This window comes from Streptomyces sp. NPDC053426 (assembly GCF_055585405.1).
This window is the reverse complement of the sequence record NZ_JBVJKE010000015.1, coordinates 184,882-203,199: the sequence shown is the minus strand read 5'-3', so window position 1 is coordinate 203,199 and position 18,318 is coordinate 184,882. Positions and strand designations below refer to the sequence as shown.

General features: G+C 69.8%; 16 protein-coding genes. 6 read left to right on the top strand and 10 right to left on the bottom strand.

What is annotated here, in order from left to right:
• Positions 1–38 precede the first annotated feature (38 nt).
• The 6 genes from ACZ62B_RS28510 to ACZ62B_RS28485 all read right to left on the bottom strand — a co-directional run bounded on the left by ACZ62B_RS28510 (position 39) and on the right by ACZ62B_RS28485 (position 11,927).
• Positions 39–626, bottom strand: a complete 588-nt coding sequence (locus tag ACZ62B_RS28510) for a hypothetical protein (RefSeq protein ID WP_468721308.1) — start codon at positions 624–626, stop codon at positions 39–41.
• An 87-nt stretch (positions 627–713) separates the two neighbouring features.
• Complete coding sequence (locus ACZ62B_RS28505) at positions 714–1,916, bottom strand: hypothetical protein (RefSeq protein WP_469692581.1); 1,203 nt, start codon at positions 1,914–1,916, stop codon at positions 714–716.
• Positions 1,901–2,371, bottom strand: coding sequence for a hypothetical protein (locus ACZ62B_RS28500; RefSeq protein ID WP_469692579.1), 471 nt, complete (start codon positions 2,369–2,371; stop codon positions 1,901–1,903). The genes ACZ62B_RS28505 and ACZ62B_RS28500 overlap by 16 nt, the downstream gene beginning before the upstream one ends.
• A complete protein-coding gene (locus tag ACZ62B_RS28495) occupies positions 2,368–2,730 on the bottom strand; it encodes a hypothetical protein (RefSeq protein WP_344555771.1) in 363 nt (120 codons plus the stop codon). The genes ACZ62B_RS28500 and ACZ62B_RS28495 overlap by 4 nt, the downstream gene beginning before the upstream one ends.
• A 118-nt stretch (positions 2,731–2,848) precedes the next feature.
• A complete protein-coding gene (locus tag ACZ62B_RS28490; RefSeq protein WP_468721313.1) occupies positions 2,849–3,247 on the bottom strand; it encodes a hypothetical protein in 399 nt (132 codons plus the stop codon).
• Positions 3,248–3,353: 106 nt separating this feature from the next.
• Complete coding sequence (locus ACZ62B_RS28485; protein ID WP_469692577.1) at positions 3,354–11,927, bottom strand: golvesin C-terminal-like domain-containing protein; 8,574 nt, start codon at positions 11,925–11,927, stop codon at positions 3,354–3,356.
• Between the two features lie 279 nt (positions 11,928–12,206).
• On the opposite strand from ACZ62B_RS28485, the gene ACZ62B_RS28480 reads away from it, so the two are divergent.
• Entirely contained in the window at positions 12,207–12,698 is a 492-nt protein-coding gene (locus ACZ62B_RS28480; RefSeq protein ID WP_469692575.1) for a hypothetical protein, read from the top strand.
• Between the two features lie 40 nt (positions 12,699–12,738).
• On the opposite strand, the gene ACZ62B_RS28475 is transcribed toward ACZ62B_RS28480, so the two are convergent.
• Complete coding sequence (locus ACZ62B_RS28475) at positions 12,739–13,179, bottom strand: ATP-binding protein (protein WP_468884241.1); 441 nt, start codon at positions 13,177–13,179, stop codon at positions 12,739–12,741.
• Between the two features lie 185 nt (positions 13,180–13,364).
• Between ACZ62B_RS28475 and ACZ62B_RS28470 the strand changes: the two genes are divergently transcribed.
• The 4 genes from ACZ62B_RS28470 (at position 13,365) to ACZ62B_RS28455 (ending at position 15,460) form a co-directional block, all read left to right on the top strand.
• On the top strand, positions 13,365–14,204 hold the full coding sequence (locus tag ACZ62B_RS28470; protein WP_344555763.1) for a helix-turn-helix domain-containing protein: 840 nt from the start codon (positions 13,365–13,367) through the stop codon (positions 14,202–14,204).
• Complete coding sequence (locus tag ACZ62B_RS28465; RefSeq protein WP_344555761.1) at positions 14,201–14,413, top strand: DUF397 domain-containing protein; 213 nt, start codon at positions 14,201–14,203, stop codon at positions 14,411–14,413. The genes ACZ62B_RS28470 and ACZ62B_RS28465 overlap by 4 nt, the downstream gene beginning before the upstream one ends.
• A 109-nt stretch (positions 14,414–14,522) precedes the next feature.
• Positions 14,523–15,020, top strand: coding sequence for a MarR family winged helix-turn-helix transcriptional regulator (locus ACZ62B_RS28460; protein WP_344555759.1), 498 nt, complete (start codon positions 14,523–14,525; stop codon positions 15,018–15,020).
• Positions 15,017–15,460: a MarR family transcriptional regulator gene (locus ACZ62B_RS28455; protein ID WP_468884245.1), complete on the top strand. Its 444-nt coding sequence runs from the start codon at positions 15,017–15,019 to the stop codon at positions 15,458–15,460. Before ACZ62B_RS28460 ends, ACZ62B_RS28455 begins: the two co-directional genes overlap by 4 nt.
• Positions 15,461–15,467: 7 nt before the next feature.
• On the opposite strand, the gene ACZ62B_RS28450 is transcribed toward ACZ62B_RS28455, so the two are convergent.
• Both ACZ62B_RS28450 and ACZ62B_RS28445 read right to left on the bottom strand, forming a co-directional pair.
• A complete protein-coding gene (locus ACZ62B_RS28450) occupies positions 15,468–15,932 on the bottom strand; it encodes a GNAT family N-acetyltransferase (protein ID WP_344555755.1) in 465 nt (154 codons plus the stop codon).
• On the bottom strand, positions 15,929–16,345 hold the full coding sequence (locus tag ACZ62B_RS28445; RefSeq protein ID WP_468721329.1) for a RidA family protein: 417 nt from the start codon (positions 16,343–16,345) through the stop codon (positions 15,929–15,931). The genes ACZ62B_RS28450 and ACZ62B_RS28445 overlap by 4 nt, the downstream gene beginning before the upstream one ends.
• A gap of 151 nt (positions 16,346–16,496) precedes the next feature.
• Here ACZ62B_RS28445 and ACZ62B_RS28440 point away from each other — a divergent pair, with 151 nt between their 5' ends.
• Positions 16,497–17,261, top strand: coding sequence for a nucleotidyltransferase domain-containing protein (locus ACZ62B_RS28440; RefSeq protein WP_344555751.1), 765 nt, complete (start codon positions 16,497–16,499; stop codon positions 17,259–17,261).
• Between the two features lie 38 nt (positions 17,262–17,299).
• On the opposite strand, the gene ACZ62B_RS28435 is transcribed toward ACZ62B_RS28440, so the two are convergent.
• Positions 17,300–18,253: an expansin EXLX1 family cellulose-binding protein gene (locus tag ACZ62B_RS28435; RefSeq protein WP_344555749.1), complete on the bottom strand. Its 954-nt coding sequence runs from the start codon at positions 18,251–18,253 to the stop codon at positions 17,300–17,302.
• Between the last annotated feature and the right edge of the window lie 65 nt (positions 18,254–18,318).

The following is an 18,318-nucleotide window of genomic DNA, read 5'->3' as shown; positions in this document are numbered from 1 at the left end:
GAGGAGGGAAGGGGACCCCAAGAGGAGTCCCGACGGCCCTACACTGCCTTCTTCTCCGGGTTGACCGCGTCGAAGACGATCGACTTCCGCTTGAAGTCGGCGTAGAACGTGGCGGAGTAGCGTCCTTGCGTAACGGCGGTCACGAAGTCCTCACTCGTCTGCCACTGGACGCTTGCCGGTACACGTGGGCGGACGGTGCCGAGCACCACCGGCGTACCGGGCTCGTCCTGCCAGGCGTAGCCCTTGCTCAGCCTCGCCACGTCGGCGTCCGCGAGCCGGACGACCCCGGACACCCGGAAGTCCGAGGGACCGGGTACCGATGACCTGCCCTTGCCGAGGACTTCCCCCGCCCACTCCACGGCATCGAAGTCACCCAGCTCGGGGAAGTACTTCCGCACCAGGTCCTCGTCCTGCCGGATGCCGGGCTCACCGATCCCCCCGGACCGGGATTCCGGGGCCCCGGCGGCGTCCGCCGACCCGGTCCGATGACCGCACCCCGCCAGTACGAGCACGGCCACGGCCGCTGCTGCGAGGCGGGAAGCCCGGCGGATCCGCAGCCGTCCTTCGTCGTCCGCCGCACCCGCGTCGAAGCCGTACCGGTCCAGTGCGTGAAGCGTGGCGTTCATGCTCATCCCGTCGCCGTTCCGTTTGATCGTGGCGCTGCCCCGGATCGTGGTGCCTGCTCGTCGTCCCACAGCACCGGAGACCGCAGTTCAGCCGTTGTCGGCACCCTTCCGGGAATGGTCGAGAACGCCGCACGTCACGACACCCGTGACCAGGAAGGCGCCCATGGCCGACAGCAAGGCGACTTCCGCGTACGACGGTGGGGTGAGCCGGAGGGCCACGGTGGCGCCGGCGGTTCCCGCGAGGACCGCGCAGCCGGCGCGGGCCGTCAGGCCGGCCACCGCACGGGGCCGCCGGCCGGCACCGGCCGACGCCTCGCGGGCCGCGCGTACGCAGGCCACCGCGGCTGTCACGACGCCTGCCGCCAGGGCCGGTCGGGGTGTGCCGAACAGCAGGCCGTAGCGGATCGCCAGGGCCGGTACGAAGAACAGCAGCAGCCAGTGGCGCAGCGCGTGCACCACGAAGGACAGCGTCGGGCCGGACCGGTCGGACACCCGGGAAGCGGCCGCGCGCAGCACCACCAGGGCGGCCGACGCGGTCAGGGCGAGCGGCAGACGGTCGTCCAGGCGGCCCAGGCTGTACAGCAGCGCCGTGTCGTAGACGACCAGTACCAGAGCGCCCAGCGCCCCCAGCGAACCGATGAACACCAGCAGCCCCGGTACCGAGGCCGGCATCCGGGTCGTCGCCGTGTCGCGCGCGGCCGTCCGCGCGAGGAACAGGGGGGTCACGACAGCCGACACCGCGCGGATCAGCACGTCGTCGACCGTGTACGGGTTGCGCAGGTCCCACTCGACCAGGCAGAACACGGCCGTGTACGACACCGAGGCCGACGGCAGCAGGGCCGAGCGCGCGATCCGGCGGTACAGGTCGGCGTCCAGCCACCGCACCACCGTGGCGAAGGCCAGCAGGACGAAGGGAAGTTCCAGGAAGGCCTGCGCTCTCAGCAGGCTCGGTGCGAGGAGGCCCGGCGCCGGGAAGTGCTCGGCCATGGTGCGCAGGGCGGGGTTCGACGACGCCAGGTCGAACCAGCCGGCCGGGAGATACCGCGCGATGAACGACGGATCACCGTCGTGCACGCGCAGCACGTAGACCGTGAACAGCACCTGGTTGACGTAGACCAGACCGGTCACCAGCACCAGCCAGACGGCCGGCGAGAGGACGCGGCGGCCCGCCGCCCCGACCGGGGCGGGGCGGCGGGCCAGGACACGCGGGGTGATCGCGAGGGCCGAGACGACCGAGGCGACCACCACCGCATCCACGAGTGTCCGCACGCCGGTCATGTGTGCGGACACACCGTGCGTTCCGTGCCGGTCCGGTGGGCGACGACCCCCGCGTGGTCCCGGTCCCGCGGGTACCGCGGGTCCGCTTCGTCGCCGGCCCACCCGTGGTCCTCGTCGGAGACCTCGACACCGACGACGCCCCCCTCGACGGAGGAGGCCGGACGCGGCCCGCTGCCGGAGACGGAGTCCGGCACCTGGAGGCCGTGGTCACGGAACGCCCGGTCCGCGCTCACATCGGTGTGCGTGCCCGGAAAGGCGCCCGGGAAGTGCTTCTCCGGTTCCTCACCGCACGCGGCGACCGCCAGCAGTGGCAGCAGGCCCGGGAGCAGGCCCGCGGCCGTGCGCCGGATGGCACGGGTGCTCATCTCACCCTCTTCGGTCGAGTACGAGTAGGAGCCCCGGACGTCGAAGTCCTGGGCACAGCCGTCGGTGTGCAACCGTGCCGGATCGTTCCGGTGGCCGCTCATGGGCCGGAGACAGCCAGGGCGTGCCCCCCGAGCGCGGCGGCGACGATCAGGCAGGCGACGGTGACGCCGGCGGTGGCGCGCCGTCCCGGAAGAAACCGGCGCGGCAGGCAGAGCACCAGCACCGCACCCGTCCACGCGGCGGACACCAACCAGGGGAGCCATGTCTCCGCCCGGTCGTTGACCAGGTAACAGTGCTCGGCCCGCGGTCCGGTGTCACCGAAGTAGAAGAGGCAGTCGTTCCCGAAGTTCTCGGACAGCAGCGCGGTGAGTCCCCAGCACATGGTGGTGAGGACGGCCGCGGTCACCGCGACACCGAAGACCGAGCAGCCTTCAGGGCCACGCGGCGTGGCTGTGTTCACGCTCTGATCTCCCCGACGAGAACTGTTCCGCCGAGGGTGTCCCGGCGGAATTCGACACCTTCGGCACATGCCGACACGGGCCGGCGGTCAGTGGACCTCGCAGCCGCGGGCCCGGCTGTCAGCGGTAGTACTCGCGCCGTAGATCTGCCTCGAACCGCATACGGGGGCCCGCGTAGCTCGCGAACCGCTCCCAGAGCTCGGGAAATCCCAGCAGTTGATCCGTGACGCGGATGCTGACGAGTTCGATGACCTGGGGACGTCCAGACCCCAGGAGTGCCTCTATCAGGCGGGCGGAACGGACGAGGGTCTCCCTCGCCGATTCCTCCAGCGCGGGTCGGAACACCGGGTGCACGAATCCATAACTCAGCATGGAATACATGCCGGGATCTGAGCACTCGCCGTTCGTGGTTTCCCATTCCTCCTCTTCGATCTCAGTCACGAAGGGACGGGCCTCCGGGACGTGTTCCCAGATGCTGTGCCGCACGAACTCGCTGTCCGAAGTGTTCATCTCATTCATCCGCGATTGGTCGTTGATGGGGCGAAGGGGCGAGCCCAGGGGGTCTGAGCGGATCACGACCCCCTGGGCTCTGGACGTCACTCGGGTGCGGTTTCCTGCACCGAGGTCATGCGACGCTCGGTTGGTACTGGGGATCGGAGACCCCGAAGGGGTCCACTATGTCCTTGAACATCTCCCAGGCACCACGACCCCACCCGTACGTTCGGACATACGACGGAGCCTGGCCAACGGTGAGAACTCCCCCTGCCACGCCCAGGATACGCGGCATCTTCGGCTTGTTCGTCAGCCGGGGGGCCTTGAACCCGCGGGGGTCCTCATAGAACTGCCCACCTGTCACCGATGCCATGGACGCGGACTCGGCGGTGCGCTTCAGCGCTGACTGCACCGCCCTGCCGATTTCCGGGTTGTCGTTCATCAACTGCGCGATCTTGCCGGTCGAGTCAGGCGTGTCGAACGCGTCCCAGATTTCCTTGGCTTCGTTCAGGGCGATCTTCCGGTCGCTGTCGCTCAGCAGTTTGTTCTTGCTCTTACGGTCCTCTTCGAGCAGCTTCTGAAGCTGCCGGAGCGAACCGGCGGCGTCGGCCAGATGCCACAGGTTCTTGGTCGGCTGACCTGTCTTGAGCTCGTTGACGACGGCCTCGCTCACCTTTCCGGTTCCGACGGCGGGAACGCTGCCGGCCTTTATGTAGATTTCCGAGGTGAGCACCTTTTGCAGATCGGGGTTCTGCACCGTGGGAGCGACGGCTGCTACCGGGCACGGTCCGATGAAGCCCGGCGTCCCGCATCCACCGGTGGGGGGCGGAGTGCTGCTGCCACCGCCGTCGATCGGCGCGGGCATGTGGCCGTCGAGTTCCACGTAGCTGACCGGGTTGCCGCCGGTGAAGGCGTAGCGGTTGCCGGTGTACGGGTCGGTGCCGAGGCTCATGTCGGCGAGGGCGCCGTTGTACATGTCCCGGGTGGTGAAGCGGTTGAGGCCCGGGTCGTAGTCGCGGAAGCCCATGTCGTAGGTGCCGGACCGGGCGTCCCACCGCTTCGCGTTGTAGCGGTAGGGGTTGTAGGCCTCCTTGGTGGGATCGGTCGTGTCGGGCTTGTCGATGCCGGTGAACTCGGACTCGTCGTCGGAGCCGTAGGCCGTGTAGCCGTACGTCGCCTTCGTGTCGCCGGTGTCGTCCGTGAGCGTCTCGACGTCGGTGTGGCCGTTGTAGCCGTAGTAGCCGTCCTCGGTCGTGCCGTCCGCGTTGTGCTTGACCTGCGACAGGCGTTCGCCCCAGGGGCTGTACTGGTACGACTTGGTCAGCTCGCCGGCGACCTCCTCGTTCAGCACCTCACCGGACAGGCCGAGGTAGGTGAAGTCGGTGGTCTTGCCGTCCGCCGTCTTCGACGTGGTGCGGTCCAGCGGGTCGAAGGTGTACGTGGTGGACTTCATCGCGCCGGTGTCGTCCATCTTCTGGGACTCCACGACGTGGTCGAAGCCGTCGTACACGCTCCGGGAGATGACCTTGCCCTGGGCCGTCACCGATTCCTGGCGGCCGAACGGATCGTAGTTGTAGTCGGCCGTGACACCGGAGGTCGTCGCGGTCAGGAGGCGGTTGCGGTCGTAGCGGTAGGTGGTGCTGGTGCCCTTGACCGTCTGGCTGACGACGTTGGCGTTGTCGTCGTGGACGTAGGTCTCCGTGCCGGCGCCGTTGCCCGTCTTGACCGACTTGATGAGCCGGTTGGCCGGGTCGTAGGAGTAGTCGGTCGTGGAGTCGAGGTACGCCGCGTGGTTGTCGGCGTTCATCTTCTTCGCGACGTCCTGCGCCTTGTTGCCGTTGGCGTCGTAGGCGTAGGTGTGGGAGGCGACCAGCGTGGTGCCGTCCGCCTTCTTCTCGACCGTCGACTTCAGGGCACCGTCGAGGTAGTAGGTGTGGTCGACGGTGTTGTCGTTGGCCTTGGTCTCCCTCAGCTTCTGGCCCCGGTCGGTGTACGTGTACGACGTCACCTTCGGGTCGGTGTCCGTCGCCGTCCTGCCGACCGACACCGTCTTGACCAGCTCGCGCAGGTCGTAGGTGTACTTGGAGTACTGGCTGGGGTGGGTGACCGTCTCCGGCTGTCCGTTGGCGTCGTAGGTGTACGACGTCGCCTTCTTCTCCGCGCCGGACAGCGACTCCGTGACCTTCTGGACCTGGTTGAGGCCCGTGTACGCGACGGTGTACGCGTCGATCCGCGCCCCGGAGGAGGTGTCGTCGATCGACGTCAGGTTGCCGTTGACGTCGTAGGCGTAGGTGAAGGTCTTCTTCTCGTCGTCGGTGTCGGCCGAGTTGTCACGGACGAGCTTGACCGCGTCCGCGACCACGATGCCCGTGCCACTCTGCTCCAGCTTCAGCTCGGTGTCCTCGCCCCGCTTGAGGGCGTAGTCGCCGAGGCCGACCCAGGAGCCGGGGCCGGCCGTCTGGTCCTTGGTGACCGACGGTTCGGTGGTTGTGCCGTGGGTGAGCGTGTACGTGGCGGCCGTGGCGGCGCCGGTCACCTCCGGGTACTTCACGTACGCGGTGTACGTACCGTCCTCGGGGATGTTCAGCGTCCACGTGAAGGCGTCCGTGCCCGTGCCGGCGGCGTGGGTGCGGTGGTCGTAGCCCTGCTGGCCGGCGGTGTCTCCCTTCGTCCAGGTGCCGGTGGAGGTGGTGTGCTGGGTGTCGGAGTTGTCCACCAGGACCACCGACCTGCCCACCGGCACACCGTCGTCCGACTTGGACCTCAGCTTGCCGTCGGGGAAGTAGGACCACGTCATGGTGCGGTTGGAGGAACCGCCCGCCGACGTCAGGGTCCTGGCCGTCTGCTGGCCCAGGTCGTTGTAGTCGTACGTGGTGGCGATGGACCACGGGTCCGTGGACGACCGCACCCAGCCGTTGTCGAAGTACTCGTACGCCGTGTCGTTGCGGACCGTCTGTCCCTCGGAAGGCGGCAGCGAGGTCTTCGCCACCCGGCCGACCTCGTCGTACACGGTCTCCGTGTACACGTTCGGGTCGTTGTGGCGGGTGTCCGCCGGGTCGTAGGGCTGGTACTGCCTGACCGGCCGGTTCAGCGCGTCGTACTCGGTGCGGGCGGTGAACGCCGTGGTCGTGCCGGCCTCGACGGCCCGCGGGGTGATCACCTTGGTGGTGTTGCCGACCTCGTCGTACTCGTACCGGGTCGTGCGGTAGGTGATCGTCGTGGTGCCGCTGTGCGGGACCTTGACCTCGGTGGTCCTGCCGCGCTCGTCGTGGTCGATGAGCGTGGTGTTGTTCTCCGCGTCCGTGGTCGACGTGACCAGCGAGTCCTTGTCGTAGGTCCGCTCGGTGGTGTTGCCCGCGGCGTCCGTGACCGCGGTGATGCGGTGGTTCAGGTCGTAGACGGTCTTGGTGGTGTAGTCGGCCGTGTCGGCCGTCGCGTTCTTCTTCGGGTCGATGACCTGGGTGGCGTTGCCGACGTCGTCGTACTCGTAACTGATCCTGTCGCCGTCCGCGTTGACCACGGAGGTGAGCTGGTAGATCTCGTCGTAGTGGTTCGTCGTGACGTAGTCCGTCGCGTCCGACGTGGTCAGCGCGCCCTTCGGCTCGGTCGTCGCCCTGAGGTTGCCGACCTTGTCGTAGGCGTAGGTGCTCCTGCGCTCGTCCGACGTATCGGTGTCCTTCGGCGCGGTCGCCGAGGTGATCTGGTCCGCGTCGTCGTACACCGCCGTCGACACCGCCCCGTTGGGAGCCGTGGACACGACGATGTTGTCGTTGGCGTCGTACTCCGGAGCGGGCGTGGTGATCAGATCACCCTTGTCCTGCTCCTTGGGCACCGTGCCGACCAGCGGGCGGCCGAACGTGTCGTACGTCTGCGTGGTCACCTTCTCCTCGGCGTCGACGACCTTGGTCACCTGGCCGCGCTCGTCGTAGACGAACTTCGTGGAGTGGGCCAGCGCATTGGTGATCGTCGCCGGGTAGCCGGTCGGGCCGAACCCGCCGTACATCGTCGGGTTGCCGTTGGCGTCGGTCGTCCTGGTCGTCTGACCGTGGGAGTCGTACTCGTACGACGTCGTGTAGTCGTCCGCCGTCGCCGTCGCGACGCCCTTGGGGTCGGTGACCGTCTTCAGGTTGCCGAAGGCGTCATAGCCGAACTGCCACGTGCGGCCCTCCGGGGAGGTCTTGGTGGACAGGTCGGCCGCGTAGCCGTCGGCGCGGGTCTGGTAGCTGTACCGCTGTGAGTCGGCCGGGTAGGTGCCCGGAGCGCATTCCGAGGCGTCCGGGACACCGGACTTGTTGTTCTCGGCGTCGCGCGACCAGAGCGGGTAGCCGGTCTTCTGGTCGTAGCAGTAGGCCGTCTTGGCGCCGTTGGCTTCTTCCAGGTAGGTGACGTTGTTGTCCGCGTCCCACGCCATCTTCGTGGTCTGGGACTTGGCGTTCGTCGTCTGCACCGGGCGGCCGAAGTCGTCCGCCACGTAGGAGGTGGTGTGCGACTCCGCGTCCGTCACCTTGGCGTCGGTGAACTTCGGGTTCGACGCGTTCGCCGCGTACGTGAACCCGGTCGCCCCGTCCAGGCGGTCGGTGATGGTCTTCGTCCACCAGTGGTACTTCGGGTCGTCCCCGGCCGACGGCTCGTTGTACGCCAGCTTCGTGCCGTTGCCCCGCGGGTCATCGGCCTGGACCAGTTTGACGTTCTTGTTGCCCTGCGTGGCGTCGTAGGTGAAGGCGAACACCTTCGGCTGGGCCGAGCCCGCGCCGTCGGTCATCTTGGTCAGCAGGCCCTTGTCCGAGTACTCGAACGTGAGCTTGCGGCCCGAGATGTCGGTGACCGACTGGATGTGGTCCTCGATCTTCGGTGAGGTCGCCTCGGCCTTGTCGTAGTAGTCGACGGTGAGCGACTGCCGGCCGGCCGGGTCGGTGATGTACCGGAGGAACTTGGTCGGCTTGTTGTTGGACTTGCGCTCCTCGTACGTGAACGTCTGCGTGTTGCCGTTCTTGTCGACCGCGGACGTCAGGTAGCCGTCGCAGCCGAAGAGGAAGCGGGTGCCGTCGGGGCGGGTGAGCGTCCAGGCGTCCGGGACCGGGTCCTTGGCCGGGGTGCAGTCCAGGCCCGGCTTCATCGACACCTGGTAGTGGACGCCCGCCGGGGCCTTCCACGTGCCGTCGTCCTGCTTGCGGAAGACGTGCGTGGTGCCGTCGCCGTCCGGGAGGCGGATCTCGGTGGGGTGCGGGTTGGGGTGGAAGTCCAGTGGCGCGCCCAGCCGGACCGGGCCCGACGCCTGGAACGACCAGCCGTGTCCGGACACCGTGTCCGAGGTGTCCAGCGAGTTGTACGCCACCCGGAAGAACGTGCTCAGACCCCGGCCGGGGTTGGTGAACGCGTTGTACGACCACACGCTGTTCCCGGCCGCCAGGTTGTTCATCACCGTGGAGCCGGCGCCGGTGTTCTTGCCGGTGTAGGAGTAGAACTTCTCCAGGCCGAGCTGGTTGGAGGTCGGGTCCTCCACGGCCACGTGCTGGGTGAGGCCGGCGACCTCCGCCGCCGTACCGGCCGTGTCCTGGACCTCCCAGGTCAGCGTGTACTCGGTGCGCTTGTTGCCGGAGTCGGAGTTGATCGGCGTCTTGACCTGCGCGGGGACGGTGACGGAGGCACCGGGGGCGAGGTCGTGCGGCAGCGCGGTGCGGACCTGGTTGCCGCCGGTCGTGGCGTCCGTGCCGTCCGGCAGGGACCACCGGTAGGTCAGCTCGTGACCGGCCACCGTCCACTGCTGGTCGGTGGTGTTGGTGAGGGTGACGTCGACGGTGTAGGTGGAGTTGGGCGTCATCCGGGCCGGCGTGCCCGGCGCGTAGTACGTCGACTCCGGGGTCTCGTCCACGTAGGTGACGACGAGCTTGGGCCGCAGCCGCTGCTCGGGCGCCTCCGAGGACAGGAAGACCGAGCGCTCCTGCGCGGCGGTCTCGTCGGCCGTCCGGATGGCGACCCCGTGCCCGCCGGCCGGGTCGGTCACCCAGCCCTGGGCCAGGGAGGTGACGTCCCAGTCGTGGCGGGCCGGGTCGTTGCTCATCGCGCCGACGTCGGAGACCGCCGCGCCGACGTCACCGCCGGGCGTGGTCCAGGCGGTGGCGGAGGTGGCCTTGTTCCAGGTCGCGCTCTCGTCGAAGTCCCGGGTGAGCGGGCGCAGTTCGTAGACCGCTCCCTCGGCGCTCCGCGTCGACTGGGTGCCCCAGAGGCGGACCGTGGCCTGAAGGACGCGCGAGGACGCGGGGACACCGAGGTCGCCGAAGTCCAGCAGGGTACGGGTGTCGCCGTAGGTGGTGGAGTTGTTGCCGACCGTCAGCCACGGCTGCGGCCCGTACTCGTCGAACGAGTCGTGGGCGGCCGTCGGCTGCGCGGAGGACAGGGTGGTGTCCTGGCCGGCCGTGATCACCTTCGTGGTGCGGCCCGCCTTCGGCAGCCGCACGAGCTGGGTGGGCGAGCCGATGACCTGCCCGTCCTTCGTCTTCACCGCGACCATGTAGTAGTAGGCGCGGCCGAACGGGTCGGCGTTGTCCGCCGGGGTGGGCACCGCCGTGGTGTCGGTGAAGGTGTTCGCCGACCCGTCCACGGGGGCCACCAGCGTCGCCGCCGACGGCGTGAACGACTGGTAGACCGAGCGGTGGACCTGGTACTCGGCCAGGTCGTCGCCGGTGGAGCCGGCGTCCGGGTCCTGGTAGTCGGGCCAGTGCAGCTCCGCGCCCGTCGCGTGGATCACGGACGGGGAGTCGAGGGCCACGCCCTGCCGCCCGAAGGTCAGCACCAGGCGCGGGTAGTTGGCCGCCTCGCCGCCGTAGCCGAACTCGCTGCCCTCGTAGCGGGGGCCGCCCTTGGGGGCGTCGGCGCTCTCGTCCCCGGCCTTGACCACGAAGCCGTGGTTGTCGTGGGTGCCGTCGATCCACTGCTGGACGGTCTTCGTCACCGGGAACGAGTGCCAGGTGCTCACCTCGCCCGGCTTCTTGGTGACGGTCCCGCCCTTGGTGAAGCGCACGGCGTCCGCGACGACCGCGGTCGACGTCGAGGCCGGGGCGTCCCCCAGGACGACCTTGCCGACCGTGCCCGCCTTGAACGGGTGCGAGCCCAGCGACTTCCACACACCGCCGGTACCGGCGCTCTGGTCGACGGTGTACTGTTTCGACCCGCCCGAGTACGTCACCGTGTACGGCGCGTCGGTCGCCCGGTCGACGGCGGGCACGCTGTGCACGTCGACCTGGTAGGTGCCGTCCTCCGGCAGGCTCGGCTGCCAGGTGTACGTGTCACCCGCCACCGAGTCCTTGTTGTACAGGTAGTCCTGGTCGACCGCGTGCTGCGTGTACGTGGTGTTCCCCGAGGGAGGCCACGAACCCACCGCCGCGGTGCGGCCCGTCTCCCCGTCGTCGACGACGACGGACGTGCCGGACAGCTCACCGGTGATGCCCTGGGCGCTGTTCCAGGTGGCCGTCGCCTCGCTCCACTCCTGGGTGGCCCGGTGCGCCTCAAGACGCACCTCGTCACCGGAGGTGGTGTGCGTCTGGTCGTAGTACAGCTTCAGGTCCGCCGAGTCCACGCGCGTCCCGGCCGGTATCCCGGACAGCGGGAACCGCAGCAGGGCGCGTGAGGAGCCGGAGGTGGTGTTGCCGACCGACAGCCGCCAGTTGTCGTCGTAGTTCGACGCCGGACCGTCCGAGGAGATCATCACGTCCTGCGCCGTCGTCGGCGTCGGCGCGATCTCGATCGTCGGGTCGACCGTGACGGGGTACCGGCGTTCCTTCGCGGCCAGCCACTTCGCGTCCGGCGTGACGGTCAGCGTCCAGCCGTCCCCGGCCTTGGCGAGCCGCTGCTCCACCTCGGTGCTGTACGCGGTGCCGTACGGCGACGAGGCGTCCTTCTTCGAGTCCGTCATGAACCCGGCCGGGATCACCAGCACGGGGTCCGCGGACTCGCCGAAGAAGCGGATCGAACCGTCCTCGCCCTGCTTCGGCGTCAGCCCGTCCACGTCCAGCGTGAACGTGAACTTCACCGGCCCGGAGGGCCGTTCGTCCAGGACGATGTTCTCCTTGACGCGCCCGGCACCCACCTCGTAGGCGAGGTCCGCGCCGTCGACCGCGTCCTCGTACGTGACCGTGCTGCCCTCGGCCGTCGGCTTCAGCGCGTCCGCGCCGGCCAGGCCCATCGTCACCGACCGGCCCTCACCGGCCTCCACCCGCAGCAGCTTCCCGGCGTCCGAACCGAACCGGCTGTGCAGCGTGTTCGTCGTGTTCGCGAAGTCGAAGCCCTTCGTCCCCGACGCCTCGACCGACGTGTCGATCGGCTTCCACTCGGCCTTCCCGCCCGTACCGTCCCGGTAGGACGTCGGCACCGCCGACAGTTCCACCTCGGTACGGCCGTCGGACATCCGCCAGTACCGGGCGTTCGCCGTCCGCCGCCCGGTCAGCTCCTTGACCCGCTTCGCCTTCGGCGCGTTCTTTCCCTTGGGCAGTTTCTGCCGGTCCGCGATTCCACGCTCACCGTACGACGGGGGTTCGGGGTTCTTCTCGCCATCGTCCCCGAACCAGTCGGTGACGGTGTCGAAGAACCCCTTTTCATCGCCCTTTCCGGGCTCCGACGGCGAGGCCGCGTACGCGACCTGCGGCAAGAGCGTTCCCGCTATCGCCGCCGCCACCAGACAGGAGAGATATCTCCTGTACGGCACCTTCACGTCATGACCTTTCGACAACGGCGGCCCTTGTCCCGCCGTACGCGAAAAGGGCGCGCCGAACGAGCCGTCACGGAGAATTCCGAACGGCGGCCGGATTATTGACCAGTTGGCTGACGGCATGTCAAGCGATCGGACATTTGGGGTCATTGAAGCCCCTGGACGCGGTTGCTTCGCCCCCGTTTGTCTTCTCGGTGGCGCCGCATATTCCGCATGGTGTATAACCGCCCGGTTCCGTACCGGAAGCACGCGCGGAAATTGCGCCCGACGAAAGCCGGACCCATGTCGACGACCGAAAGCACGGCGGAAACAACGGAAAAGGACGCCCCGGCCGGAGAATCGACCGACAAGCGCCGGGGCGGCGACCGGGCGGGCTTCGTCGCCGCCGGCGCGATCCTCGTCGTCTGCCTGGGCTTCGTCCTGTACGGCGTCCTCGGCACCGGGAGCGACTCCCGCCCGGAGCGGCCGAGGACACCGACGGCCGCCGTGACGTACCGGATCACCGGCGAGGGCGACGTCGACGTCAGCTACCTCGCCCGCAGCGAGGAGGGCAAGGCGACCGTCGAGAAGGACATCGAACTGCCCTGGGAGAAGACCGTCCAGGTGCCGCTGGGCCAGCCGCCCACCATCAGCATCGTCCTCGACGGCGAGGGCGGACGGGCGCGCTGCGCCCTCGCCGTCCGCGGCGCCCACGTCCAGAGCGCCACCGCGTCGGGCACCTACGGCCGCGCCACCTGCGCGGGCGAACGGCTCGCGGCGCCGAAGGGGTCCTAGGCGGCCTGCGGCTTCGGGGTCCGGGTTCTCCGGACGGCCGTCACGGGGCGCACTGCGCCCATACGGTCTTGCCGGGGCCCGTGGGGCGGGGCAGTACGCCCCAGTCGTCGGCGAGGGCGTCCACCAGGAGCAGGCCCCGGCCCGACTCGCCGTCCGGGGCCGGCGTTCCGGGGGCCGGTCCTCGCTCCGTGCGGGTGTCCGACACCTCGATGCGCAGCGTGCCGTCCTCGGCCTCGGTGAGGCCGACGTGGAAGTCGCGGCCCGGTACGTGTCCGTGCCGGACCGCGTTCGCGGTGAGTTCGGCGGCGATCAGGGTGAGTGTCTCGTTCGCCGGTGAGGTGTAGACGTGGCCCCAGGCGTGCAGGCGGTGCGAGACCAGCCGGCGGGCCAGGCGGGCGCCTCGCGGGGTCGAGGTGAACTGCATCGCGAACGTGCGGGTCGCCTGGGGCGTACGCCTTTGCGGGGGAGTCGCTGACTTCATGGGGTAACGGTGGCGAACCGTGCGTAACGTTGAACAGGCGTGACGCACTGACCGGCGGTCGCTGTACGCCGATGTCGTGGGCCTTGTACACGGGGTGGACCGTGACGGGGCTTCACAGGGCGGGTTGGTTGCGTGCGCGACGACTGAGCGGGGTGTTCGGCGAGTACGTACGGGAGGTGCCGGGCGTGGAGGAACAGCGGCAGCAGGTGGACGGGCAGGAGCAGGAGGCCGGCGCGGGCATTCTGCACGTCTTCGGACGGCAGTTGAAGCTGTGCAGGGAGCGGGCGGGGCTGGATCGGGCGACCCTGGGGAGCAGGGTGGGGTACTCCGCGTCGACGATCGCGAGCTTCGAGCAGGGGAGGCGGATCCCGCCGCCCAAGTTCATCGACAACGCGGATGAACTGCTGGACGCGGGTGGGTTGCTGAAGGCGGGGAAGGAGGAGGTGGCGCGGGCTCAGTATCCGGCGTTCTTTCGGGATGCGGCCAGGTTGGAGGGTGAGGCGGTTGAAATCCACCTGTACGACACCCACCTGGTCAACGGCCTGCTTCAGACGGAGGAGTACGCCCGAGCGGTGTTCGCCATGTGGCAGCCGCTCTTGGACGAGGCGATCATCGAGGAGCGTGTTGCGGCGCGGCTGGCGCGGCAGGAGATCTTCACCAAGCGCCCCACTCCGCACCTCGGCTTCGTGATCGAGGAGAGTGTCCTGCTCCGCCCGATCGGCGGCAAGGCGGCCTGGCGGGGGCAGTTGGAGCACCTCATGCTGATCGCGGAGAAGCGCAACGTGGTGATTCAGGTGATGCCGCTCTCTCGCCAGGAACACGCGGGACTGGCTGGCCCGTTCACCTTGATGGAGACCAGGGATGAGCGGAGGATCGCCTACACGGAGGTCCAAGGTGACAGCCGTGTCCACACGGAGCGTCAGAAGGTACGAGGTCTTGAGCGCACGTACGGGATCCTTCGCGCGCAGGCCCTCACTCCGACAGACTCGCTTGCGTTGATCGAGAAGTTGCTGGGAGAGAGATGAGCGGGGACAAGGCCAGGCCCCACGTCGATGACTTGGCGTGGTTCAAGAGCAGTTACAGCGCTGGCGATGGTGGCCAGTGCGTTGAGGTGGCTACGGGAAGCGGCGCCCTGTACGTGCGCGACTCGAAGCACGAGGCCGGCCCCATGGTCGGCCTTACGCCGGAGGCGTGGGCGGAGTTCATCGGGTTCGCCGCCCGGCACACCGCGTAGGGCGAAGAGCGCCGCAGTGCCCCGTGGCCGCTGAACCGGGTCACGGGGCACTGGCGTGATCGCCCGGAAATGGTAGCCATGTACATAGTAGCCATGTACTGTATCTGCCATGAGCAAGGGTTCCCCGGGCCCCACCCCCGGCTTCCTGGTATGGCGCCTCGCCAACAAATGGCGCGTCGCGGTCGACCGCGCGGTCGCCCCCCTGGGCCTCACCCACGCCCAGTACTCCCTGGTCGCGTCGCTGTACGGCATGCACCGCACCGGCGACCGCCCCAGCCAGCGCCAACTGGCCGACCACACCGGCATGGAAGCGCTGTACGTCTCGAAGCTGGCCCGCACCCTGGAGGCGGCCGGCCTGATCGACCGTGCCCGCGACCCCCGCGACCCGCGCGCCGTACAGCTCGCCCTCACCGAACAGGGACAGGCCGTCACGCGACAGGCCATCGAGGTGGTCCAGAACCTGCTCCGGCAACTGCTGGAGCCCCTCGGCGGCCTGGACGCCCCACGGACCCGCGCGTTCACCGACGAACTGACGGCCCTGCTCGACGTACCTCTCGCACCATCCTCCGCACCGACCGACGAGAGAACCAAGGGGACACCACCATGACCACCACCGCACCCGTCGCCGACGCCCGCGCCCTCGGCCGGGCCCACTACGCCGCCCGCGGCGTCCTGGAGCACTTCCTCGCCCTGCACGGCCTCACGTTCCAGCAGCAGCTCACCCTGCGTGCCGCCCTCACCGCCGACGTCCCGCGGACCCCTGACGACCTGGTCGGCCAGGTCCGTGGCGACGTCAAGGCCGACCCTGCCGACATCCGCGCCGCCATCGACGTACTGCTGGACAGGCGACTGCTCGTCGCGGACGGCGCGCACCTGCGCCCCACGGAGGCGGGGCGCGAGCTGACCGCCGCCGTCGGCGCGCAGACCGCCCCCGTCACCGCCCGCATCTGGGGCGGGATACCCGCCGAGGACCTGGCTGCCGCGGGCCGCGTCCTCGCCCTGGTCACCGAGCGCGCCGACGCGGAACTGGCGGCACTGACCGAGTGACGGCCGCCTACGGCCGCCACACGTACCGCACGTCCGGCTCCCGCTCCTCGTTCCCGGAGCCGTCCGTCCACCGCACGGCCGCGAAGCCGTGCCGCTCGTAGAAGCGGTGCGCGGGCGCGTTGACCTGGAAGGTCCACAGCGCGAGCCCTCCGGGGCTGCGTTCCTTGGCCAGCGCGACGAACCGGTCACCGATCCCGTGCCCACGCCACTCGGGGGCGAGGTAGAGCTGGTCCAGTTCCTCGCCCTCCAGCACCATCACACCGACCACGTCCTCGCCCGCCGCCTCCGCCACCCACGTCTCCCGCACGGGTATGAGCACGTGCCGGAAGTAATCCCGCACCTCGTCGTCGGACCGGGGCCGGACCACGCCCGGCAGCGCGGCGGCGAAGGACCGCAGCCAGACACCGGCCGCGGCCTCGGCGTCGGAGGGCAGGGCCCGGCGCAGACGTACCGTCCGGTCGCTGTTCTTCACGAGCCGGCGCCGGTGTCCGGCACGACCGCCGTCGCTGTGATCTCCACGAGCTGCCCGGCATACCCGAGACAGGCCACACCGATCAGGGTCGACGAGTGGGGCCCCGCGCTCAGTCCGGACGCCTCCACCACGTCCCACACGGCGGAGAGCACCGCGGGCTCGCCGCTCACGACGTACACGTCCGTCGCGACGACGTGACCCAGGCCGGAGCCCACGGCCCGCAACTGCTCCTCGAGGTTGGCGATCACCTGCCGGGCCTGCCCCACCGGATCACCCTCACCGACCAGCTTCCCCTCGGCGTCCAGCGGAACCGACCCGGCGAGGAACGCCAGCCTGGTCCCCGCCTCGACGACGGAGGCGTGGGAGTAGGCGGGCGGCGGGAAGAGGGTGGGGACGGTGACGCGGCTGATCACGCGGACTCCATGTATCCAAGGAGGGACGGACGACCCTCGATCCTGCTCGACACGGCGAGCCACCGCATCCGTATTTCGTTCGCCCCCTCGGCCGTCGCCACGTACCCTGCCCGACGCCCCGCCCGCACACCGATCCCCACCAGGAGCCCCCGTGCCGTCCGCCCTCCCGGACCAAGCCTTCCTCGACCGCACGGCCGACCGCCTCGCGGGCCTCCCCGGCGTCCGGGCCGTCACCCTCGGCGGCTCACGCGCCCAGGGCACCGACCGGCCCGAGAGCGACTGGGACATGGCGCTCTACTACCGGGGCTCCTTCGACCCGGACGACCTGCGCGCGGTCGGCTGGGAGGGCGAGGTCTGCGGCATCGGCGACTGGGGCGGCGTCTTCAACGGCGGCGCCTGGCTGACCATCGACGGGCGCCGGGTCGACGTCCACTACCGCGACCTGGACAGCGCCGAACACGAACTGGCGGAGGCGCAAGCGGGCCGCTTCCGCGTCGAGCCGCTGATGTTCCACCTGGTCGGCATCCCGACGTACCTGATCGTCGCCGAACTCGCCATCAACCGGGTACTCCGGGGAGAAGTGCCCCGCCCGGACACCTACCCGCCGGCGCTCCGCGACAGCGCCCCGCCCCACTGGTCCGGCGTGGCCACCGCCACCCTGGCCTACGCGAAGGCCGGCCACGCTCCCAAGGGCGCCCTCACCCAGGTCGCGGGCGCCATCGCGGTGGCCGCGACCTGCACCGCACACGCGGTGACGGCGGCGCGCGGGGAGTGGGTCACCAACGAGAAGGGACTGCTCCACCGCGCGGGTCTCCGGCACGTGGACGACATCATCGCCGGGATGCGAGCCACCCCGGAGTCGCTCACCGCGGCCGTCACCGACACCGAGGCGCTGTGCGAAGCGGTACTGCGTTGACTCCCGTGTGAACAGCGGCACGTCCCGGCCGGGTGCCGTCAGTGCCGGGCGAACTGGACGCGCGTCGGCTGCACGGCGTCCGGGCGTACGGGGATGCCGTCGACGGTCAGCTCTTGGCCGTAGATGTCGGTGAGCCTCAGCTTGCCGCCGCAGCCGGTGCCGTCGGGGGAGAGGAAGTAGTTGTACTCGGTCCGGGTCAGCCGCTGCCATCCGGATCCGGTGGCGACCTCGAGGCGGGCCAGCGGATTGCGGTGGCCGATCGCCTGGATGCCGCACCAGTGGCTGCTGGAGCCGGTCTTGTAGCGGACCGAGACGGTGTCGGACGTGCCGGGGCTGAGGAGGCTCCAGGTGACCGGGATCTTCCCGGCGGACAGCCCGGCCAGCTCGGCGAAGGCCTCCCTGCTCAGGTCGAGCTGTCCCGGAGCGCAGGGCGCGGGGCACTCGTTGGTGATCCGGACCGTCACGGAGGCGCCACCGGCCGTGCGGACCAGAACGTACGCACCGCACGCCTTGGACGTCTCGTAGTCGGTGGTGTTCATCGCCGCGGTCATGCGGTCGGGGCTCGGACCGTACAGGCAGGCACCGTCGCCGTCCCCGGCGTCGTAGTGGGTGGCGACTCCGCTGTAGGCGGTCCCGGGCACGATCCGTCCCGCCAGGGGTGCCCCGCCGGAGGCCGGGCGCGGGGCGGTCGTGGGGGTGGCGCCGCGCGAGGGCCGGGCCGACGGGGTCGTCGGGGAGGGCTCAGGGGTCGGGGACACGGTGGACGGCTTCGTCTCCGGTGTCCCCTCGGCCGCCGTGGGCGAGGCGCTCGGCCGGGTGCCGGCGCCGGCACCGGTGGCGGACGTGCCCGTGGACCGTACGGTGTCGGACCCGCCGTCCCGGGCGAAGGCGACGACCAGCGATACGAGGAGCCCGACGACGGCCACGGCCACGGCCGGGACCAGGAGACCGCGCCGCTTGCCGCGCGGACGGCGGTGGGAGGGGGATGCCACGGAGGAGTCCTTTACGAGGTGCGGGGAGAACACACGTTTCCGACCCGGTGGTCGTCACAGCGGCC